Below are 19,463 nucleotides of genomic sequence, written 5' to 3'. Positions count from 1 at the left end.
TAAGCCTCTGTTATACTCGCAGCCCGTTTTAGCCTGAGGGCAAGGAGCAAAGTGTGGCTGCGGTCATCCATAATGAGATGCTGGACGAGATTCTGGCGCAGGTTCGTCCGTTACTGGGGCAGGGTAAGGTTGCCGATTACATTCCCGCGCTGGCCTCGATCAGCGGTAATAAGCTCGGCATCGCCATTTGTACTGTCGACGGGCAGCGTTTTCAGGCGGGAGATGCACTGGAGCGCTTTTCAATTCAGTCGATCTCAAAAGTGCTTAGCCTCGTTGCCGCCATGCGCCAGTATGACGAGCAGGAGATCTGGCAGCGGGTGGGCAAAGATCCCTCCGGTCAGCCCTTCAACTCCCTTCTCCAGCTTGAAATCGAACAGGGTAAGCCGCGCAACCCGTTTATCAACGCCGGGGCGCTGGTGGTGTGCGATATGCTGCAAAGCCGGCTGAGCGCGCCGCGCCAGCGTATGCTCCAGATTGTGCGGCAGCTTTCCGGCGTGCAGGACATCGCCTACGATCCGGTGGTAGCGCGCTCTGAGTTTGAACACTCTGCACGTAACGCCGCCATCGCCTGGCTGATGAAGTCCTTCGGCAACTTTCATAATGATGTCGCCACGGTGCTGCAAAACTATTTTCATTACTGCGCGCTGAAGATGAACTGCGTTGAACTGGCGCAGACTTTTCTGTTTCTGGCGCATCAGGGCCATGCACCGCATCTGGGCGAGGACGTTGTCTCCCCGATGCAGGCCCGGCAGATCAACGCCTTAATGGCAACCAGCGGAATGTATCAGAATGCCGGGGAGTTTGCCTGGCGCGTGGGGCTGCCGGCTAAATCCGGCGTTGGCGGTGGCGTCGTGGCCATTGTTCCGCACGAGATGGCGATTGCCGTCTGGAGCCCGGAACTGGACGAGACCGGCAACTCACTGGCGGGCGTCGCGGCGCTGGAACAGCTGACCAAACGCCTTGGACGGTCCGTATACTGATGTCCACGTTAGATCCTCTGTTCACGCGCCTGGCTCGCTCCACGTTTCGTTCACGATTTCATTTAGGGATGAAAGAGCGGCAATACTGCTGGGATAAGGGCGCGGACACTATCGATAAGCATGCCGCTGATTTTATCGCCGCGCGGCTGGCGCCTGCACACCCGGTGAATGACGGTAAGCAGACGCCGATGCGCGGCCATCCGGTTTTTATCGCCCAGCATGCCACGGCAACCTGCTGTCGGGGCTGTCTGGCTAAGTGGCATGCTATCCCGCAGGGCGTGCCGCTGAGTGCGCAGCAGCAACAGTATATCGTCAACGTGATCCATCATTGGCTGGTCATTGAGGTAAATCGTGCCTCCTGAACTGACAATGTCTCTGTTTAAGCTACGCTTTTACTAATGCTCAGCGTCAGGAGACGTCATGAAAGCACCTCTAATTCCCGTGAATGAAACGGAGCGCATGAATGCGCTGCGCGAGTCCGGTCTGCTTGAGATCGACAATTATCCCGCGTTTGATCGTCTCACGCGGCTGGCAACACGCTTTTTCAGGGTGCCGCTGGCGATGATTACGCTGGTGGATGACCACGCTGCGATCGTGAAATCTGCCGACGGGCGGGCACTCGCCAGCCAGCCTCGCGATCTCTCGTTTTGTGGTCATACGATCCTGGGTGACGCGCCGCTGGTGGTGGCTGACACGCTGCTGGACGAACGCTTTGCGGATAATCCGCAGGTGGCGGGAGATCCGGGCGTGCGCTTTTATGCCGGTTTCCCGCTGCGTTTACGTGACGGGGCGTGCGTAGGATCGTTGTGTCTCATTGATTACGCACCGCGTGAGTTTACCGCGGCGGATTCCGCCGTACTGGCCGATCTCAGCGCGCTGGCAGAAGATGAATTTGCAGCCGTTAGCGCCGCCACGACCGATGAACTCACGGGCCTGTTTAACCGACGCGGGTTTAACCAGTTTGCGCAGTTTGCACTGTCGGTTTCGCAGCGTAGGGCAGAACCGTTAACGCTTGGCTGGCTGGATCTGGACCATTTCAAAACCATTAACGATCGCTTCGGGCATCAGGAGGGCGACAAGGCCCTGAAAGCGATGGCCGCCCTGATGCGCTCCTCATTCCGCGAGGCCGATATGCTGGTGCGTTTCGGGGGAGATGAGTTCGCGGTGCTGTTTGCGGATACCGATGAACCTGGCGCCTGGATCGCCATGCAGTATCTCGTCGAACAAACGGAGAAGTATAACGCGCGTCAGCTGCATTCCTGGTCGTTACAGTTCTCCTGGGGGCTGAGCGAGTTCGATCATCACCGCAACGATATGCAGGCATGGTTAAAACACGCGGATGCGCAAATGTACGCCATGAAGCGGCAACATCACGGCGAAAAATGACATAACGAAATCCTATGTCATCGCTTATTGCGTAACAAAAATGTTAATAGCAAAGTGGAGAGATTCAACCTAAGGACGCGCAATGAACTCTCCCATGCTGATTAAACCTCTCTCCCGACAGGACATCCTCACCCACATTGATGCCCTGAGCGATATCCTCGTCAACTGTGTAAACGGCGGCGCCTCCGTCAGCTTTATGCTGCCTTTTTCTCCCGAGAAAGCCCAAACCTTCTGGCTCGGCGTCGCAGACAGCGTCGGGCGCGACGAGCGTACCGTCCTGGGCTGTTTTGACGCGGAGCAGGGGCTGGTTGGCACGGTCCAGCTGATCACCGACCAGCCGGAAAACCAGCCGCACCGCGCAGATGTCGCGAAACTTCTGGTACATGAGAAGGCGCGCCGTAAAGGTGCGGCAATGGCGCTGATGGAAGCCCTGGAGGCGGTTGCGCGTGAAAAAGCGCTTACGGTGCTGGTGCTTGATACCTCGACCGGCAGCGGCGCGGAGACGTTTTATCAGAGAGCGGGCTGGCAAAAGGCGGGGGAGATCCCACGCTACGCCCTGATGCCGAACGGGGACATGACGGCGACCTCGGTGTTCTATAAATTTCTTTGATATTTTTCACCATCGCGTCCTGAGTTGATCCAGACAGGGGTTCTGGTCCTGAAGTTTTGATAAGTTATCACACCAATCTTATCAGGCTGTATGACTAATTATAAAGGACCTCCATTGTGAACACACTCAACCGTCGTGATTTCCCCGGTGCGCGCTACCCTGAACGTATCATCCAGTTTGGCGAAGGTAACTTCCTCCGCGCGTTCGTTGACTGGCAAATCGACCTCTTAAACGAGCATACCGATCTCAATGCAGGTGTGGTGATTGTACGGCCGATCCAGAGTGATTTTCCGCCGTCGCTGAGCACCCAGGATGGTCTGTATACCACGATTATTCGTGGTCTGAATGAGGAGGGGGATGCGGTAAGCGATGCGCGTCTTATTCGTTCCGTGAATCGTGAAATCAGCGTCTACAGCCAGTACGATGAATTCCTGAAACTCGCCCATAATCCGGAGATGCGGTTTGTCTTCTCCAATACCACGGAGGCGGGGATCGGCTATCACGCGGGCGATAAGTTTGACGATGCGCCAGCTGTCAGCTATCCGGCCAAACTGACGCGTCTGCTGTTCGAACGCTTTACCCACTTTAACGGGGCTGCGGATAAAGGCTGGATCATCATTCCTTGTGAGCTTATCGACTATAACGGCGATGCCCTGCGTGAACTGGTGCTGCGCTATGCACAGGAGTGGGCGCTGCCAGCGGCATTCATTGCGTGGCTGAATAACGCTAACACCTTCTGCTCGACGCTGGTTGACCGCATTGTTACCGGCTATCCGCGTGATGAGGTGGCAGAGCTGGAAGCCGGGCTGGGCTATCACGACAGCTTCCTCGACACGGCAGAACATTTCTACCTGTTTGTTATTCAGGGGCCAAAATCACTTTCAGCTGAATTGCGCCTGGATAAATACCCGCTCAACGTCCTGATTGTTGACGATATCAAGCCTTATAAAGAGCGTAAGGTGGCGATCCTCAACGGCGCACACACGGCGCTGGTTCCGGTCGCTTTTCAGGCCGGGCTGGATACGGTAGGGGAAGCCATGAACGACGGGGAGATTTGCGCGTTCGTAGAGAAGGCTATTTATGAAGAGATTATTCCGGTCCTGGATCTGCCGCGCGATGAGCTGCACTCCTTCGCCAGTGCCGTAACGGGGCGTTTCCGTAATCCGTATATTAAGCATCAGCTGCTGTCGATTGCACTGAACGGGATGACCAAGTACCGCACCCGCATTCTGCCGCAACTGCTGGCAGGGCAGAAGGCGACCGGCAAACTGCCAGCACGTCTGACCTTTGCTCTGGCGGCGCTGATTGCATTTTACCGTGCCGAGCGCAACGGTGAGCGCTATCCGGTGCAGGACGATGCGCACTGGCTTGAACGTTACCAGCAGTTGTGGACGCAACATCACGACAAACAGGTCACTACCCGTGAACTGGTATCGTCGGTGTTAAGCGTGAGCGAACACTGGGAACAGGATCTCACTCTGGTTAATGGACTGGTAGAACAGGTTGCGCTGGATCTGGATGCGATTTTAAGCAAAGGCATGCGTGATGCGGTGAAACCGCTCTGCTAATCATAATGCCCGGCGTTTGCCGGGTTTTTTAAAGACCCATTTAGTTACAACATACTATACGTTCTTTTTTTAGAAAGCACTTGCGGCACCGTGCGGTTCAGGCTTAACAGGTCAGAAAATGCAATGAACTATTAACATGCTTGCAACCGTGAGGGGGATCACGTTTAATAGGCCGCGCTCTTTACTTTTCTGAAGCTGATTATGATTGTTCGTCCTCAACAGCACTGGCTGCAACTGATTTTTGTCTGGCATGGTTCGGTACTTCCCAAAATTTATACCCGACTGCTGCTTAACTTCCTGCTTTCCATCGCCGTGATTGTCATGCTGCCGTGGTACACCTCGCTGGGTATCCGGTTTACCGTCGCGCCGTTCAGCATTCTGGGCGTGGCTATCGCCATCTTCCTGGGATTTCGCAATAACGCCTGTTATTCGCGCTACGTTGAGGCGCGTCTGCTTTGGGGGCAGTTGATGATAGCGGCGCGCTCGCTGTTTCGCGAGGTAAAAAACACCTTGCCGGATGATAAACATCTTGGAGAGTTTGTCCGCCTGCAAATCGCGTTTGCTAACTGTCTGCGTATGACACTGCGCAGAGAAACCAATGCCGATCAGCTGTCCCGCTATCTGGCTCCAGACGATTTACGCAAAGTGATGGATGCCAACTCGCCGGCGAACCGTATCCTGCTGATCATGGGGGAGTGGCTGGCCGTGCGGCGGCGCAGCGGGCACCTTTCAGACATCCTGTTTCACAGCCTCAACAACCGCCTGAACGATATGTCCATCGTGCTGGCAGGCTGTGAGCGTATCGCCAATACGCCAGTCCCGTTTGCCTATACGCTGATCCTGCACCGAACGGTGTATTTGTTCTGCATCATGCTGCCGTTTGCGCTGGTTGTTGATCTGCATTACATGACGCCCTTTGTCTCTGCGCTGATTTCCTACACTTTTATCTCGCTTGATACGCTGGCGGAAGAGCTGGAAGATCCGTTTGGGACGGAAGATAACGATCTGCCGCTGGACGCCATCTGCAACATGATGGAGCGCGATCTGTTGCAGATGAACGATGAAGAGAACATCCCTGAAAGGCTAATGCCGGATAAGCATTATCAGCTGACCTGACGGGCATTCCACTCGTCGCGGGTGATTTCCCACAGCTCCGAATCCAGCAGGCCGCTGACATAGGCTTTCTTCTCTGTCCTGATGAGTCGCATGCCGCTGCTGTCTGAAATACGTCGGGAGCGGCTGTTGGCCGCCGCTTTCGGCGCGCGTAACACCGCTTTGTTAAGCGTATTGAACCAGTAATCCGTTGCCGCAATACTCGCCTCGCGCATATATCCCTGGCCCTGAAATTCCGGTGCGAGCCAGAAGCCCCGGTTGTTGTCTTCGACGTCGTACAGGCAAATTAACCCCATCAGTTCATCAGGCGCTTCACGGCTGCGAATCGTCCAGAACCACGCAATCCCTTTGGCCATATCGGGTAGTGCAACGTTATTAACATAATTTTCTGCACCGTTTTCCGGGTAGGGCCAGGGGACTGAAGCCACCATATAGCGGACAATTTCCCAGCGCGGATAGCGTTGCTGGATCTGGACGGCATCGGCGGCAACAAGGGGTTTAAGTAATAAGCGTTCTGTCGTAAGCGTGGGTATCGTCATCCGGTGATCTCCATATTTGAGCGTTATCATTTGTTTGGGTTCTGATATTTCATCAATATCACATTCCAGTTGGTCGTGCTTTTGTTATTCAGATTTATCCATAAAGGAGTATGTAATGCCAAGAAAAGCCAGGCCCGAAGAAGCCGAAACACTCTGGCACGTCCGTAACGAAGCGATGCGCCATGGCTGTAAAATCTGTTACGACGCAGAAGTGATTGCGCGCTGGACGTCAGAAAAGATGCCTGAACATTACCGTACCTCCAGGTCGATTTCGTGTTATAGGCCTGCCCATGCAGGAGCTGAACTGCTCCCAAATGGAGCTACGGTTTACGAAGTTCAATAGCTTATTTACATATGCTTACATAAATACACTTTCTTTACATTAAGTAATGTAAGATATTTTTTTAGCACAAAATGCAAAACTAAATTAAATGGAGATGATTTATGTCGAATATAAGAGCATTAAGCCTTAATGAGATAGCATTAGTAAGTGGCGGCAATGGAAGCGGTAATTATGAAGGTGCCGGTAGTCGTAACACCAGCTCTAAATCTGGTAATTCAAAAGGAAACAATGGCTCTATTTACAAGGGCGTTGACTCATGCGGCGCAGGAATCATCGGTGGTCTAATCGCCGCTCTCCTGGGGGGCCAGTGGGTATGACCGCTGGGGTAATTGGTGGAGCTATAGCTGGCCAGTGCACAAAAGATAGTTTTTCAGATCGTGGTAGTAAAGATAAAAGTAATAATTACAACGGCCCCGGACAATGCCGTTGGTAAGTAATTTGAGTTGTGTGTGATAATAATTTAAAAGCTCATTATAACTGAATGTTATTCTAGGTGTTTCGATATTTAATGATTATTCGAAGTAGTCATGATGAGCTATTATTTTTGATAAAGTTAATGTAATCACAAGTATCGGGTTAAGCATGAAACAATTTTTAAATTTCCTAATTTACTTATTTTTTTTCATTATCGCATTTACCCTTTTGAAATACGCTGAAGTTCTTGAGTTTGACGAAGTATCACGGCCAGGGATTATATCAAGGTTTCTTATTGCGTTGATTGTATTAATAGCAGTAACTCGATGGGGCGTTAACTTGATGAATAGGTTTAAAAGTAAATAAAGTACACTCCGATAAAAATTGTTGTGTTGCAGAATGGAATCATTACAAATGTTCACTGAAGTTAAAGTGCATGATATCAAAAAATGATTACGATATCATAACCATATTTGTTGATTCTTATATAAAATATGAATTAATAATAGGTTGAACATGATAATCTTTAGGCATGTCTATCCATTCATTTATAGTAAGAAAAACGTAATTGTTCTTTTTATTGCGTCTGTTATCTCAATAATAATTACGTTATCGCCATCCATAACCCTCCGCTATCTTACTCTCGATGTGTCATTTTTCTTATTGTTTATTGCGGAATTTTCAATTGCATTTTTCTTGTATATTTTTTTACTTAAGGAAGTTTGAACATTTCAACGAACAGGGGGCAGGTACACTCGCTGCTATAAGACTTTCCCTACAAACTCAGTTTACAATGCTGACTTCTCAACAGACCCTGGAATTGCGTGACAACAGTCAGCAGCAGCATGCCATACAACAGCGAATAGTTTCCCTGAAACCTCAGGTTAAAAGTGCAGAAAAGCGTCTGTCACTTGCCGTGCATCAGGCTGCGCTGGCCGTGTCTGTTATGGAGCGCTATAAGAAACTTGCTGATACGCATTACGTATCAGATATCGAATACCAGCAGAAGCAGATTGACGTTTCAACGTCACAGCAAAACGTTGAGGATCAGCGTCAGGGGCTTCTGCAACTGCACACCGCGATGGAGGCTGCTAAAGACGACCTTGACCATCTCATCGTTCAGGGTGAAAGCCGGAAGGCTGAAATGGACAGGCAGTTGCAGGTTATCAGGCAACAGCAGGACGAACTGGCAGGTAAGGAAAATTTCACGCTGACTTCACCGGTATCCGGAACCGTTGCTGCCGTGCTGGTCAGACAGGGACAGTCTGTCAGGGCATCTGAACCTGTCATGACCCTCATTCCCGACAATGCCCGTTTGCAGATAGAACTCTATGCTACCAGTCAGAATGCTGGCTTTATTCAGGCGGGGCAGCGTGTTGCCCTGCGGTTCTCTGCCTTCCCCTATCAGAAGTTTGGTGTGCAGTACGGGACTATCCGTGAAATAAGCCATACAACGCTGACATCTTCTGATTTACTCTCCGTATCTCCTGTGACCTGGAAGGAGAATGAAGGTCATTACCGCGTCATCGTTGAACCTGAAAATACTTTTATTCTGGCTTATGGGAAACAGGAAGCCCTGCGCCCCGGCATGGTTCTTGAGGGGGATGTCAGCCTGGATACCCGCAATTTGTGGGAGTGGCTGACTGAGCCGCTCTGGAGCCTGAAAGGAAAGCTGTGATGGATACACTCAAATGGACCGGGAGAAAACAGCTTCCTCTCACCCGACAGACAGAGTCAGCGGAATGTGGTCTGGCATGCCTGGTCATGATGGCCTGCTGGCATGGTCTGCAAACAGACTTACCCACACTGCGCGAACGTTTCAGTATCAGCTCACAAGGGATGACCCTGCAGAGACTGACTGAATGTGCGGCCGGTATCGGATTATCCAGCCGGGCAGTTCGGCTGGAGCTTGAGGACCTAAGATCCCTTTCTCTCCCGTGTATTCTCCACTGGAACATGAATCATTTTGTTGTGCTACATAAAGTTCGCGGAAGCAGGCTGGTTATTCATGATCCGGAAAAGGGAAAAGTAACGCTCTCCCTACAGGATGCTGGAAAACATTTCACCGGCGTCGCGCTGGAGCTGATGCCAGCCAGTGATTTTACCGCTCGGGATGAAAGGAAAAAAATCCATCTGCGCCAACTGACAGGTAAAACACCGGGTCTGTTGTCGGCAATGTCGCGAATTATCGTTTTTGCCGTGGCACTCGAAATCCTGACACTGGGAAGCCCGCTTCTCAACCAGCTGGTGATTGATGAAGTCCTGGTGGCTGCCGACCAGAGTTTGTTGACCGTCATTATTATTGCGCTTCTGCTGATGTCACTGACCCAGATGCTGCTGTCACTGGCCCGCCAGTGGGCGAGTATTACACTGTCCGTCAATTTTAACATGCAGTGGACAGCACGGGTTTTCCATCATCTGGTCCATCTTCCTCTGGCCTGGTTTGATGCACGCAGTAAGGGGAGTATTAATGCTCGTTTTGAGGCGGTAGATACCATCCAGCAGGCGCTGACTACGCAAGTGCTGGAAGGTATTCTGGATGTGTTGCTCGTGGTGACTGCGCTTTGCATGATGCTGCTGTACAGTCCTGAAATGACATTGATCGCCGTACTTGCAGCCATTTTCTATGGTGTGTTGAGGGCACTGTGGTATCCGTCCCTTCGACAGTCGGCAGAAGATGCCTGGGATGCAGGTGCCAAGGAGTCCGGGCATTTTCTTGAAACACTCAACGGGATCCTCAGCCTGAGAATTAACGGTGTGACGGCACATCGTGAGGCCGCCTGGCTGAATCTCAACGTTGCCCGCAGAAATACGCAGTTGCGTCAGAGCCGTCTGCTGATGTGCTATGACATTGCTCACACTCTTACCGGCAGCGTGGTATCAGCAATCATTTTGTGGAAAGGCGCCGGGGAGGTATTGAATGGTACCTTCACCGTCGGCATGCTGGTTGCTTATTTATCCTATCAGACGCGTTTTTCTTCCAGTATCAGTAGCCTGACTGATAAGTTTTTTTCCTGGCGTATGCTCGATGTTTACAACGAACGACTGGCTGATATTGTACTGACCCCGACAGAAGGCCTTCAGCAACAGCCTTTTCGTGAGCATAACAACGCTTCGCACATTCCTTCTGTATCCCGCAGGGAGATGGATGAATATGCTCATGCTCCTCTAGTACTTGAGCACATCATCTTCAGCCACAAGGGAGGGGAAAATCCGATAATCGGCGGGGTGTCGCTGACACTCAATCCCGGAGAAGTCGTTGCCATTACAGGTAAATCCGGATGCGGGAAAACGACACTGGTGAAGCTTATCCTTGGGATCCACATCCCTGATGAGGGCAGGATCAGGGCATTTGGCATATTGCATACGCATCCGGATTATTTTCAGGTTCGTCAGCGTATCGGTACCGTACTGCAGGATGACCATCTTTTCAAAGGTTCTGTAGCAGATAACATTATTTTTTTCAGTGATGACCGAAATTATGAACGAATGATCCAGTGCGCAAGACTGGCACTTATCGACAGCGATGTTATGGCAATGCCGATGGGGTATCAGACGCTGATTGGTGAAACCGGCGGAGGGCTTTCCGGAGGACAAAAACAACGCATTCTGCTGGCAAGGGCGTTGTACAAGAAACCGGGATTCCTGTTACTGGATGAAGCGACCAGCCACCTTGATGTTGAGAGTGAAATCCGGATAAGCCAGACCTTACGTCAACTGGGGCTTCCTGTTCTGCTGATAGCCCATCGCCCGGAAACCATAGCCTCTGCAGACCGGGTTTTGTATCTGGCAGACGGCTACTTAACGGAGCTGAATCTCCAGCATACAGTCAATAATGGCGAGTCTGTTTGTGAATATACTAATGACGTGATGGCAAAAAATTAACCTTAACGTACATAATTTTCGATATCCAAACTTACCCCTATCTGGAAGATCTATTTGTTGACGCTGCCGAACGTGGCGCAGGGGCGGGTAAAGCGCTTATCGACGCCCTGATCGATGAAGGCAAGCGGGAAGGGTGGTCAAAACTCTACTGGGTAACCCGCATGAACAATCCGGCGCGTAAGCTGTATGATCACTATGGTGAAGCCGACGATTACGTCCGGTACCGAATCTCGCTTTAGTCGTTTAATACCTGGGTTTGTATCACACTGTATCTGCCTCTGTGATACATACACAGGTATGCAATAAAACCGCCTCCGCACACATCCCCTATACAAACCCATGGTGTTATATCTCCGTCAACTGAACTCACCCGGAGATAACATCATGTTTAACAAACTCGCATATTCAGCAGTCGCATTGACCGTTTCGCTTGGCACCTTAATGTCCTGTCAGGCAGAAGCGATGGGTAAGGGTTACTCGTCGGCTTTTAACCAGGTAAAACAAATTAACGCCGGCGATCTGAACGTCGGTTATGTCGATATCGGGCCGAAAGACGGGCAACCAGTGATCCTGCTGCATGGCTGGCCGTACGATATTCACAGCTACGCGGAAGTTGCCCCCGCGCTGGCCGCGAAGGGGTATCGTGTCATTGTGCCATCCCTGCGCGGGTACGGCACCACGCGCTTTATTTCTGATAAAACGCCGCGAAACGGCCAGCCTTCGGCAATGGCGAAAGACATCGTCAACCTGATGGACGCCCTGAATATCAAACAGGCGGTGTTTGCCGGTTATGACTGGGGGGCGCGTACGGCGGATATCGTTGCGGCGCTCTGGCCGGATCGAGTGAAATCGCTGGTCTCGGTAAGTGGCTACCTGATCAGCAGCCAGGCGATTGGCAAACAGCCTTTACCGCCGAAGGCAGAGGTTCAGTGGTGGTATCAGTTCTATTTCGCCACGCCGCGCGGTGCGGAAGGCTATGCTAAAAATACGCACGATTTTGCCCGGTTGATTTGGTCCCAGGCTTCGCCTGACTGGAAATTCAGCGATGCCACCTTCAATGCGAGCGCCAGGTCCCTCGATAATCCGGACCACGTTGCCGTCACGCTCAGTAATTACCGCTGGCGTCTGGGGCTGGAGAAGGGTGAGCAGAAATATGACGCCTACGAACAAAAGCTGGCTACGCTGCCGAACATTACGGTGCCGACCATCACCATCGAGGGCGGTAACAACGGGGCACCACATCCTGCACCCGCCGCCTATGCGGGGAAATTCACCGGAAAATATGAGCACCGTACTTTCGGCGCAACGGTTGGCCACAACCCGCCGCAGGAAGATCCGCAGGACTTTGTTAACGCCGTTGTCGACGCGGATAAGCTCTGATATGTGCTATTTTCAATCCGTTACCTCTTAATCAGGAGCCTGCGGTGGAGCATATTGATCACATCCTTGTCGTCGATGACGACAGGGATATTCGTGAACTGATTGTCGATTACCTCGTGAAATCCGGCTACCACGCCTCTGGCGCGGCGAACGGAAAAGAGATGCGCGCAGTGCTCGACAAACAGCATATCGACCTGGTGGTGCTGGACGTGATGATGCCCGGCGATGATGGCCTGACGCTGTGTCGGCAGCTGCGCAGCAGCAGGCATAAGGATCTGCCGATCCTGATGCTCACCGCGCGCAACGAGGACACGGACCGGATCCTGGGGCTGGAGATGGGCGCCGACGATTACGTGGTGAAACCGTTTGTGGCCCGCGAACTGCTGGCGCGTATCAAAGCTATCCTGCGTCGTTTTCGTACTATGCCGCCTAATCTTCAGGTGACCGAGGCAGGGCGCCTGGTGGTGTTCGGGGAATGGCAGCTGGATACCGTGGCGCGTCATCTGATTGATAACGAGGGGATGGTTGTGGCGCTCAGCGGGGCGGAATATCGCCTTTTGCGCGTATTTCTCGATCATCCTCAACGGGTGCTGACCCGCGATCAACTGCTGAACCTGACGCAGGGACGTGATGCCGAGCTGTTTGAGCGTTCGATTGATCTCCTGGTGAGCCGCGTGCGACAGCGCCTGAATGAAGATGCCCGCTCGCCAGCCTACATTAAAACCGTTCGCAGCGAAGGCTACGTTTTTACTATGCCGGTGACCATCATCGAGGCCAATGAATGACGCTGTGGCCCCGCACCTTACTGGCCCGGCTGCTGATCATTGTGCTGCTTGGACTCTTGCTGGCTAACGCGCTCAGCCTGACGCTGGTCATGGTTGAGCGAATGCACAGCGCGCGCACGGTTATGCTGGGCAATCTTGAGAATGACGTGGCGACCAGCGTGGCCATTCTCGACCGGCTTCCGGCCAAAGAGCGGCCAGAGTGGCTGGAACGGCTCGGTCGCGGTAATTATCGTTATATCCTTGGTCCCGGCGAGGCAGGCGCTGCGCCAACGGACAAGCGCTCGCGGGATGCGATTCGCACCCTGAAAGAGACGCTTTCAGTTCAATATCCGCTCCAGTTTACGGCAGTGCCGGGGCCTGTTTCCCACATTCAGGCCCATCTGACGCTCCGCGACGGCGCACCGCTCACTATCGATCTGATCCCGCGCATGCCGCCAGTCGCCAGCTGGTTACCCGTGGTGCTGGTTCTTCAGTTGTTACTTGTCGCGCTCTGCTCCTGGATTGCCGTGCGCCAGGTTGTCCGGCCTTTCCTGCAATTCACGCGCGCGGTTGATTCCCTCGATCCTGCGGCCCATTCTCCTATGACTGAAAAAGGTCCGGTTGAGGTGCGACAGGCGGCGCAGGCTTTTAATGAGATGCAGTCGCGGATACAAACTTATCTGCGTGAACGCGCGCAGATTCTGGCGTCCATTTCTCACGATCTTCAGACGCCCATCACGCGTATGAAGCTGCGGGTCGAAATGGCGGATCAGCCCGAACTCCACGATAAGTTGTTGAGCGACCTGGATAATATGTCGCGCCTGGTACGAGAAGGTATTGCCTATGCCCGGTCATCAGAATCACTGAAAGAGACCACGCTTAAGCTGGAGCTAAACGCGTGGGTTAACAGCATCGCCAGTGATTATCAGGACATTGGTAAAAACGTGCAGTTTCATGCACGCAGTACACGTCTGCCGATCGTCACCCGCCCCCAGGCATTGCGCCGGGTAATGACCAATCTGCTGGATAATGCGCTCAAGTTTGGCCATAGCGCGGTAATAGAGATTGATGAAGATGAAAGGCAGGTAGCGATCCGCATTATGGATAACGGCCCCGGCATCCCGGAGGCAGAACTGGGGGCGGTGTTACAGCCGTTCTACCGGGTTGAAACGTCGCGCAACCGCGAAACGGGCGGCACCGGGTTAGGCCTCGCCATTGCCGCGCAGCTCACCGCCCAGCTTGACGGGAAATTGCATCTTGCAAACCGGGCAGAGGGCGGGCTGGCCGTAAGCGTGACTCTTCCGCGCGTTTAATTGTACGCCTGTGTATCTGCGCGCCGTGCGGATACGAAGGCAGACAAAATTCAGTTTTTTGCACACGGCCTGAACACATTCGCAGGGTGAAATGACCTCACTGCACCTTCGCAGCAACTGTATCGTGAGGTCGTTATGTTTCTGATAATCGCTTTTTTAGGCGGCATGATTAGCCTGCTCAGTCCGTGCACGCTTCCCGTTATTCCTCTGCTGTTCGCCGGCTTTCAGGGGCAGCGCAAACACATTCTGGCGCTTCTGGCGGGAATGATAGTGATGTTCACGTTTGTGGCGATGGTAGTAACGGTTGCCAGTGACTGGATCGCTGACGCCACCGTTATCGGTCGCTGGATTGCGCTGCTGGTACTGAGCATTGCCGCCCTGGCCCTGATCTTCCCGCAGTTCGCTCAGCGCATTGCCAGCCCGGCGGTCAGCGCGGGGAACGTTCTTAACACCCACAGCGTTCAGCGACACGGCATGTTTTCGGCTTTTCTGGCAGGGCTGGCCGTTGGACTTCTGTGGTCCCCCTGTGCAGGACCGATTCTCGGGGCGATCTTCGGCATTAACATTACTGGCCACTCGGCCATCGCAACCGGAGCGCTGTTAGCCGCTTACGGCAGTGGGTGCGCGTTGATGCTGGGGCTCCTTGTCGCGGGTGGCCGTAAGCTGATAACCCCTCTGAGAGCCAAATCCGCATTGATGGAGCGTCTGCGTCAGGGCGCAGGGGTGATGATGTTAGCCGCCGTGGCTTTCAACGCCTCAGGAATGACGTCGGTCCTGAAAGGCGCCAGCGGTATTACCGACCAGCTGGAAAACGCTCTCTTGAGCCTTGCGCAACCAACCTCCACGCAGGTGAAACTGCGACCGATCGCTGACGCAATGCCGAGCAGCCAGCTACCGACATTAAGCGGCGGTACGGGCTGGGTAAACGGTGACCCTGTCACGTCTAAGGCCTTGCGGGGGAAAGTTGTGCTTATCGATTTCTGGACCTGGGACTGTATCAACTGCCAGCATACCCTTCCGCATGTTCGAGACTGGGCGAAGAAATATGAGTCACAAGGTCTGGTGGTGATTGGCGTCCACACCCCTGAATACCCCTGGGAAAAGCCGTTATCATCGGTGAAAAACGCGGTCAACGAATGGCAGTTGCCGTACCGCGTAGTGACGGATAATAACTACAAAATCTGGAGCGCGTTCGGTAATCAGTACTGGCCAGCACATTACTATTTCGATGCGAAAGGGCAACTGCGTTACACCTCGTTTGGCGAAGGCAACTACGACAAGCAGGAGGCTGTAATTCAGCATTTGCTCAAGGAAGCGCGTTCCTGATTCGGCTTACGGAACCCGCTGAGCAACCATAAACAGGCGCGGAAAAGCCAGCAGTATCTGCCCGTTCTCCTGGAGCGGATACTGCTCTTCCAGCAGCTCGAGGTAGCGTTTCAGAAAGTTTTGCTGCTCGCTCTCGTTGAGATCCTGTAGCCACGGCCGTAACCCCGTCGCGCTGACCCAGTCAATAATCGCCTGATGAGAGCTCATCTGATGAAAGTAGGTGGTGCGCCAGATATCCACGTCGCATCCCGCGTCCGTCAGAATATCATAGTAGGCATGAATACCCGGCAGCTGCTCGCGGCCACGATCGGGGTAGCCCTGTTCCCAGGCAACTTCACGCATCAGGGCGTGCGTCGGCTCAAGCCAGTTGTCAGGCATTTGTATCGCCAGCACGCCGTTTAACTGGAGCAGTGAAACCAGATGCGGCAGAAGGTGGTAATGGTCCGGGATCCATTGCAGGGAAGCGTTGGCGTAGATCAGGCTGAGAGGCTGGTCAGGTTTGTAGCAACGGATATCCGCCTCAACAAAGTGGCAGTCTGGCAGGGCCTGTCGGGCTTCCTCCAGCATCGCCGGGGAGTTATCCACACCGGCTATCTGCGCTGAAGGCCAGCGTTGTTTCAGCAGCGCGGTGCTGTTGCCTGGCCCGCAACCCAAATCCACGCCAGAGGTTATGTCAGCAAGCGGCACCCGGGCCAGTAACTCAGCGGCGGGACGTGTGCGTTCTGCGCTGTATTGTAGATACAGAGAAGGATCCCAGTCGGCCATTTTCGCATCTCCATGTTGAGGTGTTCAGCAAGAATAGCACAGGCAAATACCTGCGCCGGGGCAGGTATCCGGATAAACGTGAGATTATAAAATGCCTTTCAGGGCCACGTGATAAAGCAGCATGATGGTTTTACCGTCGACGATCTGGCCATTCTCGATGCCACGAAGCGCGTCGTCCAGCGTCATTTCCAGCACGTCGATATCTTCCCCCTCTGCTTTAACGCCGCCGCCCGCGCTGGTCCGATCCTGCGGGTGATATTCCGCCAGATAAAAGTAGAGTTTTTCGGTAACGGAGCCCGGGCTCATATAGGCCTCAAAAATTTTCTCTATGCGCGTCACCTTATACCCAGTTTCCTCTTCCGCTTCGGTCTTAATCCGGCTTTCCGGGTCAAGGTTATCGAGCAACCCGGCAGCCGCCTCAATGAGATCCTCTTCGTGACCATTGATAAACACAGGGAAACGAAACTGACGTGTAAGAATGACTGTTTTGCTGTCGCGATTATAGAGCAGGATCGTCGCGCCATTCCCGCGGTCATACACTTCACGCTCTTGCCGCTGCCAGTCACCATCGCTGCGCTGGAGGTCAAAAGTGTATTTTTTCAGGTTATACCAGTTGTCGGACAACGTTTCGCTGTTGATGATGCGTATATCTGCACGTTTTGATTGCACGTTTGGCTCTCCTCTCGTAGAGTATGCATCATAAACAGCATTTTCGTGTAATTACAATAATTATCGTGCAACATCAGGAATAATTCATGCTCACAAGTCAGCGTAAACAGTTGATTCTGGAAAAGCTGGAGGCGGAAGGCCAGGTCCAGTCAACTGCGCTCAGCCTCTTTTTCTCGGTGTCTGAGGACACTATCCGCCGGGATCTACGTGAACTGGCGGCAGAAGGGCGTTTGCAGCGTGTCCACGGCGGCGCGCTTCCGGCATCTTCAGCGATTGCGCCTTTTGCCGAGCGTCAGTCCGTTAAAATGGATGCAAAAAAACGCGTGGCACGTCGGGGCGCGCAGCTCATTTCACCGGGGCAGGTGGTGATCATTGATGGCGGGACGACCACCTCAGAACTTATTACCTTCTTGCCGCCAGATTTGCGGGTAACCGTGGTGACGCACAGCCCGGGTATTGCATTGGGGCTGGTCAACCATCCGTGCATAGAGGTGATCCTGATTGGCGGTCGTTTGTATAAACACTCCATCGTCACGGTCGGCGCGGCCGCTATTGAAGGCATCAACAATATTCATGCGGATCTGTTTTTCATGGGTGTCACCGGCGTGCATCCTGAGGCCGGGCTGACCACCGGAGATTATGAAGAAGCATGCATCAAACGTGCATTTTCCGGTAGAGCGGCGGAAACGGTGGTATTGGCCTCACCGGAAAAGATCAATACGGCCTCGGCGTTTGTGATTGGCGATTTGTCGCTGGTGAATACGCTCGTTGTTGAAAACACAACGGATAAACGCTGGGTCAACGCTATGAAAGAAAAGGGCGTTGCGGTGATCGCCAGCCAGTAAATATCCGCTTTTTTGCCAGCCTGACTGCGTGGCTGTCAAACAGACAAAGGTTATCCATCACGCGGATTCCTAGACTAAGGCTTTCATCTGTTTAAGGAAAAGCCATGAAAGCGATCTCCATTCTGGCGTATGGCGCGGACCCAACCGCGCAACGCCTGGCAACATCCGCCATTCAGCAGGCCATAAATAGTGCTCAACAGAACGATGTCATCGTTATTCCGCAAGGCCGTTTTCTGACCGGAGCGTTGTTTCTGAAAAGCGGTGTTTCACTTCGCCTGGACGCTGGCGCACAGCTCGTTGGAAGCCAGGATCTGGCTGATTATCCCCTGATAAATACCCGGGTGGCCGGCATTGATATGCGCTGGCCGGCAGGCATTATTAATATCATCGATTGTGAAAACGTCAGCATTACCGGTACAGGCACGATAGACGGGCAGGGTGCAATTTGGTGGCAACGCTACTGGGGCGATGACGAGCGCAGCGGCATGGTCGGCGATTACAGCGCAAGAGGATTGCGCTGGGTTGTTGATTATGACTGTCAGCGCCCGCGCAATATCCTGGTCTTTGAAAGCCAGAGTATTCTGCTGCGTGATTTTACCAGTCGGGAGTCCGGATTCTGGAACATGCACCTCTGTTATTCGCGCCATATCGCGGTTGAGGGCGTGCAAATCAGCAATTCTGCGGGGCCGAGCACCGACGGGATTGACGTCGACTCCTGCGAACAGGTGCGGATTGAACGCTGCATTGTGTCCTGCAATGACGACAATATCTGCATCAAATCAGGACGAGGACGCGAAGCGGCGCAAAAAGCTCGTGCCGCGCGGGATATAGTGATTCGAGGATGTACGCTGAATAAGGGATCCGGGATCACACTGGGGAGTGAAACTTCAGGTGGCATTGAACGCGTCCTGATAGAAGATAACGCGTTTAACGGAACGGGTGTCGGGTTTCGCATTAAATCTGCTCGCAACCGGGGCGGATTTATCCGTGATATCACCGTACAAAATCTACGGCTTACGGACGTGCGTTTTCCGGTGCTGATCCAGCTGAACTGGTTTCCGCAGTATAGCTATGGCGACCAGAGCAATTTATCTGATAAACCAGAACACTGGCGCAAACTGGCTGAAGGTGTTGAGGGCGAAGCCGGTCTTACTGCGGTCAGCGGACTGACGATTAAAAATATGACGGCGCGTCGATCAGACAGCAAATGCTTTTCGCGGGCATTTTTCATCGAGGGATATCCGGAGCGTCCTGTGGTCGGGTTAACGCTGGAGGGGATTTTGATTGACGCGTCAGAGTTCGGGAAAATTTCTGGTGTGGATGGGCTGCGCTTTAAGGATGTACAGGTGACTGCCGTGGAGATCACGCAAGACCGTAACGACAGTTATGAACGTTGATGGCACAGAACAGAGGGACATGTTGCGCGGAATGAGCAGAACAAGGATGGGTCTGAACTGGCTGGATTTACTCGTATTCAATCTATGTCAAGGCTCAATTGAAATGTCCGTTATCCAGCTCAATTAAAATGACCACTTTGATCTCTCATTCTCTTTACTGATAGAC

At 53.0% G+C, this 19,463-nt stretch carries 18 protein-coding genes and 1 pseudogene; 16 read left to right on the top strand and 3 right to left on the bottom strand.

Annotated features, from left to right (window positions below):
- Window positions 1-53 precede the first annotated feature (53 nt).
- From glsB to ACOT1A_RS06370, 6 genes are all read left to right on the top strand, one after another.
- Window positions 54-980, top strand: a complete 927-nt coding sequence (gene glsB, locus ACOT1A_RS06395) for a glutaminase B (RefSeq protein ID WP_003857165.1) — start codon at window positions 54-56, stop codon at window positions 978-980.
- Window positions 980-1,342: a DUF4186 domain-containing protein gene (locus tag ACOT1A_RS06390; RefSeq protein ID WP_048965757.1), complete on the top strand. Its 363-nt coding sequence runs from the start codon at window positions 980-982 to the stop codon at window positions 1,340-1,342. Before glsB ends, ACOT1A_RS06390 begins: the two co-directional genes overlap by 1 nt.
- Window positions 1,343-1,400: 58 nt before the next feature.
- Window positions 1,401-2,366: a sensor domain-containing diguanylate cyclase gene (locus ACOT1A_RS06385; RefSeq protein ID WP_108367553.1), complete on the top strand. Its 966-nt coding sequence runs from the start codon at window positions 1,401-1,403 to the stop codon at window positions 2,364-2,366.
- An 82-nt stretch (window positions 2,367-2,448) separates the two neighbouring features.
- Window positions 2,449-2,976 carry a GNAT family N-acetyltransferase gene (locus ACOT1A_RS06380; protein WP_023300102.1) on the top strand — a complete coding sequence of 176 codons (528 nt, stop codon included), beginning with the start codon at window positions 2,449-2,451 and terminating at the stop codon, window positions 2,974-2,976.
- Between the two features lie 116 nt (window positions 2,977-3,092).
- A complete protein-coding gene (locus ACOT1A_RS06375) occupies window positions 3,093-4,544 on the top strand; it encodes a tagaturonate reductase (RefSeq protein WP_276170221.1) in 1,452 nt (483 codons plus the stop codon).
- Window positions 4,545-4,745: 201 nt separating this feature from the next.
- The gene (locus tag ACOT1A_RS06370) at window positions 4,746-5,660 is read left to right on the top strand and encodes a bestrophin family protein (RefSeq protein ID WP_003857155.1); all 915 of its coding nucleotides are present in this window, start codon (window positions 4,746-4,748) and stop codon (window positions 5,658-5,660) included.
- Here the strand turns inward: ACOT1A_RS06370 and ACOT1A_RS06365 are convergent.
- Window positions 5,648-6,196 (bottom strand): GNAT family N-acetyltransferase, encoded by a 549-nt coding sequence (locus ACOT1A_RS06365; RefSeq protein ID WP_048965759.1) that lies wholly within the window; start codon window positions 6,194-6,196, stop codon window positions 5,648-5,650. The two genes, ACOT1A_RS06370 and ACOT1A_RS06365, sit on opposite strands and share 13 nt — an antisense overlap.
- Before the next feature lie 444 nt (window positions 6,197-6,640).
- Between ACOT1A_RS06365 and ACOT1A_RS06360 the strand changes: the two genes are divergently transcribed.
- The 8 genes and pseudogenes from ACOT1A_RS06360 (at window position 6,641) to ACOT1A_RS06325 (ending at window position 15,621) form a co-directional block, all read left to right on the top strand.
- The gene (locus ACOT1A_RS06360; RefSeq protein WP_368958457.1) at window positions 6,641-6,856 is read left to right on the top strand and encodes a hypothetical protein; all 216 of its coding nucleotides are present in this window, start codon (window positions 6,641-6,643) and stop codon (window positions 6,854-6,856) included.
- A gap of 821 nt (window positions 6,857-7,677) precedes the next feature.
- A pseudogene (locus ACOT1A_RS06355) lies at window positions 7,678-8,631 on the top strand (HlyD family secretion protein); the annotation flags it as partial.
- On the top strand, window positions 8,631-10,838 hold the full coding sequence (locus ACOT1A_RS06350; RefSeq protein WP_017382355.1) for a peptidase domain-containing ABC transporter: 2,208 nt from the start codon (window positions 8,631-8,633) through the stop codon (window positions 10,836-10,838). The pseudogene ACOT1A_RS06355 and the gene ACOT1A_RS06350, both read left to right, overlap by 1 nt.
- An 11-nt stretch (window positions 10,839-10,849) precedes the next feature.
- Complete coding sequence (locus ACOT1A_RS06345; protein ID WP_257393663.1) at window positions 10,850-11,077, top strand: GNAT family N-acetyltransferase; 228 nt, start codon at window positions 10,850-10,852, stop codon at window positions 11,075-11,077.
- 145 nt (window positions 11,078-11,222) lie between these two features.
- The gene (locus tag ACOT1A_RS06340) at window positions 11,223-12,218 is read left to right on the top strand and encodes an alpha/beta fold hydrolase (RefSeq protein ID WP_276170222.1); all 996 of its coding nucleotides are present in this window, start codon (window positions 11,223-11,225) and stop codon (window positions 12,216-12,218) included.
- Between the two features lie 44 nt (window positions 12,219-12,262).
- On the top strand, window positions 12,263-13,003 hold the full coding sequence (locus ACOT1A_RS06335) for a response regulator (RefSeq protein ID WP_063853631.1): 741 nt from the start codon (window positions 12,263-12,265) through the stop codon (window positions 13,001-13,003).
- A complete protein-coding gene (locus ACOT1A_RS06330) occupies window positions 13,000-14,295 on the top strand; it encodes an ATP-binding protein (protein WP_032624255.1) in 1,296 nt (431 codons plus the stop codon). The genes ACOT1A_RS06335 and ACOT1A_RS06330 overlap by 4 nt, the downstream gene beginning before the upstream one ends.
- A gap of 135 nt (window positions 14,296-14,430) precedes the next feature.
- The gene (locus ACOT1A_RS06325; protein WP_023300111.1) at window positions 14,431-15,621 is read left to right on the top strand and encodes a cytochrome c biogenesis protein/redoxin; all 1,191 of its coding nucleotides are present in this window, start codon (window positions 14,431-14,433) and stop codon (window positions 15,619-15,621) included.
- 6 nt (window positions 15,622-15,627) lie between these two features.
- On the opposite strand, the gene tam is transcribed toward ACOT1A_RS06325, so the two are convergent.
- A complete protein-coding gene (gene tam / locus ACOT1A_RS06320) occupies window positions 15,628-16,386 on the bottom strand; it encodes a trans-aconitate 2-methyltransferase (RefSeq protein ID WP_276170223.1) in 759 nt (252 codons plus the stop codon).
- 84 nt (window positions 16,387-16,470) lie between these two features.
- On the bottom strand, window positions 16,471-17,055 hold the full coding sequence (locus ACOT1A_RS06315; protein ID WP_276170224.1) for an NUDIX domain-containing protein: 585 nt from the start codon (window positions 17,053-17,055) through the stop codon (window positions 16,471-16,473).
- Window positions 17,056-17,141: 86 nt separating this feature from the next.
- Between ACOT1A_RS06315 and ACOT1A_RS06310 the strand changes: the two genes are divergently transcribed.
- Together ACOT1A_RS06310 and ACOT1A_RS06305 are read left to right on the top strand one after the other, a co-directional pair.
- A complete protein-coding gene (locus ACOT1A_RS06310; protein ID WP_063147324.1) occupies window positions 17,142-17,900 on the top strand; it encodes a DeoR/GlpR family DNA-binding transcription regulator in 759 nt (252 codons plus the stop codon).
- 104 nt (window positions 17,901-18,004) lie between these two features.
- Window positions 18,005-19,297: a glycoside hydrolase family 28 protein gene (locus tag ACOT1A_RS06305; protein WP_063147323.1), complete on the top strand. Its 1,293-nt coding sequence runs from the start codon at window positions 18,005-18,007 to the stop codon at window positions 19,295-19,297.
- Window positions 19,298-19,463: the final 166 nt, after the last annotated feature.

This window comes from Enterobacter cloacae complex sp. SYL003 (assembly GCF_049236925.1).
Taxonomy (GTDB): Bacteria; Pseudomonadota; Gammaproteobacteria; order Enterobacterales; family Enterobacteriaceae; genus Enterobacter; species Enterobacter intestinihominis.
This window is presented reverse-complemented; position numbering and strand designations above follow the sequence as displayed.

Excerpts from the sequence above, each read along its gene's own strand:
- ACOT1A_RS06380 (WP_023300102.1), top strand. The coding sequence starts at position 2,449 with ATGAACTCTCCCATGCTGATTAAACCTCTCTCCCGACAGGACATCCTC.
- ACOT1A_RS06385 (WP_108367553.1), top strand. The coding sequence starts at position 1,401 with ATGAAAGCACCTCTAATTCCCGTGAATGAAACGGAGCGCATGAATGCG.
- ACOT1A_RS06350 (WP_017382355.1), top strand. The coding sequence starts at position 8,631 with ATGGATACACTCAAATGGACCGGGAGAAAACAGCTTCCTCTCACCCGA.
- ACOT1A_RS06360 (WP_368958457.1), top strand. The coding sequence starts at position 6,641 with ATGTCGAATATAAGAGCATTAAGCCTTAATGAGATAGCATTAGTAAGT.
- ACOT1A_RS06390 (WP_048965757.1), top strand. The coding sequence starts at position 980 with ATGTCCACGTTAGATCCTCTGTTCACGCGCCTGGCTCGCTCCACGTTT.
- ACOT1A_RS06365 (WP_048965759.1), bottom strand. The coding sequence starts at position 6,196 with ATGACGATACCCACGCTTACGACAGAACGCTTATTACTTAAACCCCTT.
- ACOT1A_RS06325 (WP_023300111.1), top strand. The coding sequence starts at position 14,431 with ATGTTTCTGATAATCGCTTTTTTAGGCGGCATGATTAGCCTGCTCAGT.
- ACOT1A_RS06340 (WP_276170222.1), top strand. The coding sequence starts at position 11,223 with ATGTTTAACAAACTCGCATATTCAGCAGTCGCATTGACCGTTTCGCTT.
- ACOT1A_RS06370 (WP_003857155.1), top strand. The coding sequence starts at position 4,746 with ATGATTGTTCGTCCTCAACAGCACTGGCTGCAACTGATTTTTGTCTGG.
- ACOT1A_RS06330 (WP_032624255.1), top strand. The coding sequence starts at position 13,000 with ATGACGCTGTGGCCCCGCACCTTACTGGCCCGGCTGCTGATCATTGTG.
- tam (WP_276170223.1), bottom strand. The coding sequence starts at position 16,386 with ATGGCCGACTGGGATCCTTCTCTGTATCTACAATACAGCGCAGAACGC.
- ACOT1A_RS06305 (WP_063147323.1), top strand. The coding sequence starts at position 18,005 with ATGAAAGCGATCTCCATTCTGGCGTATGGCGCGGACCCAACCGCGCAA.
- ACOT1A_RS06310 (WP_063147324.1), top strand. The coding sequence starts at position 17,142 with ATGCTCACAAGTCAGCGTAAACAGTTGATTCTGGAAAAGCTGGAGGCG.